This is a genomic window from Pseudolactococcus plantarum (assembly GCF_002441715.1).
Lineage (GTDB): Bacteria > Bacillota > Bacilli > Lactobacillales > Streptococcaceae > Pseudolactococcus > Pseudolactococcus plantarum.
Window position 1 is genome coordinate 1 of sequence record NZ_JXJX01000028.1, and the last position, 1,569, is coordinate 1,569.

Consider the following 1,569-nt stretch of genomic DNA (forward strand, 5'->3'; position numbering starts at 1 on the left):
ATTAATTGGTAGTTATTAGAGGTGCCCTTTATAGTCCGAGTCGGTTTGAGTATTCAAATAAAGCAATATTGAAGCGGTAACTTGTCGCTTTCCCTTTTCAACTTGGCTAACTTGACCTGCATTACCTAGGTCACTTTGCTTTAAATTATACTTTTTTCTTAAACATTTGATACGAGTAGGTATTTCTTGTGAGTAATTTTCATCAAAAAATTTCATAGATAAGCCCCCTATAAACATGGAAAAGTAGTAAAAATAGTTGTTATCCTAGTTGATTAAAAAAATCTCTGATTTCCTCATCTTTTATAAAATAATATATAATTTTCCCCTCTCTTCTAGTGTCCAAGATGTTTTGATTGGCTAGTTTACGAAGATGGTGGGAGGCAGATGCCATACTGAGATTTAGTAAACAGGCTATATCGCAGACACAGAGTTCTTCAACAGCAAGGAGATAAAAGATGATATTTATCTGTTTATTATCGGTAAACTTTGATAAAATGTGAAGTGATTTTTGGACTTTTTCCTTTTCAAGGTAGTTCGTGGCGGTTGTAACATTTTGTTGATTTATAACATTCACTTGGCAGATACTATCTTTTTTCAAAATATTTTCTCCTAGTCTAACACAGTCCATAGCATGTCAAAACTGTTATTTTCAATCAGGATATATATCCCCAATCCTAAATAAACAACGGCAATAAACCATCTGCTATATTTTTCCAAAGTTTCTTCAACAGAAGGGACTTGTGCCAATTTTTGGGCAGAAAAAACCAAGAGACAAATCATGACTAGAAAGGTAAGTAAAGCCACTATCAAATTCGCTAAATTTAAGGTAGTAAAATATGGGACAAAGACACCAATATTGTCAGCACCACAACTTGCAAAAGTAATCATAGCGACTAGAAAAATCAGGTTTTTATTATCTTTGCTCAAACCTTCTTTGGCAATAGCTTCTCCATCAGAATCTCCTAAAAGCAAAACTTTGAGGCCTAGGAAAATTGGAATCAAACCGAGCAAACCTAAAATCTCTTTACTAGGAATATAATCTAAGACAAATGCAAAAAACAAACTTAGCAATATTAGACTAACAGAGCCTAGAAATTGTCCTAAATATATGTTAATGATGTCTTTTCTGCTTTTTCTTTTGGCAAAAAATAACATTAGGATAATAAGTAAGTCTACGGCTGTCCCAGAATACAGGATTATTGAAGTAACAACATTTTGGATCATAAAACACCTCATTCAAATATATTTTTGAATGTATTTTAACATTAAACTTTGTAGATGTCAACTTCAGCTCCACCAAAATATAGATAAAAAGTTAGTGTACCAAATATTAAAAAGCCCTGCCATCGAAATGATAGCAGGGCTTAACTTCAATATCCAAATGATATATTCATCTAAAAAAGGTAGAGTAAAAGGTAGAGTTCTTATTGATTTATATTGCAATGTAATGAACTTTAAAAATTCAAAAATCGCTTAAAATCAATGTTTTGACGTCTAATGACGTGTAGTGAACCCCTTACTTAACTTCAGTAAAGATAAAGGGTTCTGTTGCGAAGTTTGAAAATCAAA

The 1,569-nt window shown here is 32.2% G+C and carries 3 protein-coding genes and 1 pseudogene; 1 reads left to right on the forward strand and 3 read right to left on the reverse strand.

Annotated features, from left to right (window positions below):
• Positions 1 to 30: 30 nt before the first annotated feature.
• The 3 genes and pseudogenes from RU87_RS09415 to RU87_RS09425 all read right to left on the reverse strand — a co-directional run.
• A pseudogene (locus tag RU87_RS09415) lies at positions 31 to 216 on the reverse strand (hypothetical protein); the annotation flags it as partial.
• Between the two features lie 43 nt (positions 217 to 259).
• On the reverse strand, positions 260 to 598 hold the full coding sequence (gene cadX, locus RU87_RS09420; protein ID WP_031367148.1) for a Cd(II)/Zn(II)-sensing metalloregulatory transcriptional regulator CadX: 339 nt from the start codon (positions 596 to 598) through the stop codon (positions 260 to 262).
• An 11-nt stretch (positions 599 to 609) separates the two neighbouring features.
• Positions 610 to 1,224: a CadD family cadmium resistance transporter gene (locus RU87_RS09425; protein ID WP_058147822.1), complete on the reverse strand. Its 615-nt coding sequence runs from the start codon at positions 1,222 to 1,224 to the stop codon at positions 610 to 612.
• A gap of 28 nt (positions 1,225 to 1,252) precedes the next feature.
• Between RU87_RS09425 and RU87_RS09875 the strand changes: the two genes are divergently transcribed.
• Positions 1,253 to 1,477: a FanG protein gene (locus tag RU87_RS09875; protein ID WP_072353678.1), complete on the forward strand. Its 225-nt coding sequence runs from the start codon at positions 1,253 to 1,255 to the stop codon at positions 1,475 to 1,477.
• Positions 1,478 to 1,569: the final 92 nt, after the last annotated feature.

What these genes read in the sequence shown, in the direction of transcription:
- RU87_RS09875 (WP_072353678.1), top strand. Translation starts at nt 1,253, where the DNA reads ATGTATTTTAACATTAAACTTTGTAGATGTCAACTTCAGCTCCACCAA.
- RU87_RS09425 (WP_058147822.1), bottom strand. Translation starts at nt 1,224, where the DNA reads ATGATCCAAAATGTTGTTACTTCAATAATCCTGTATTCTGGGACAGCC.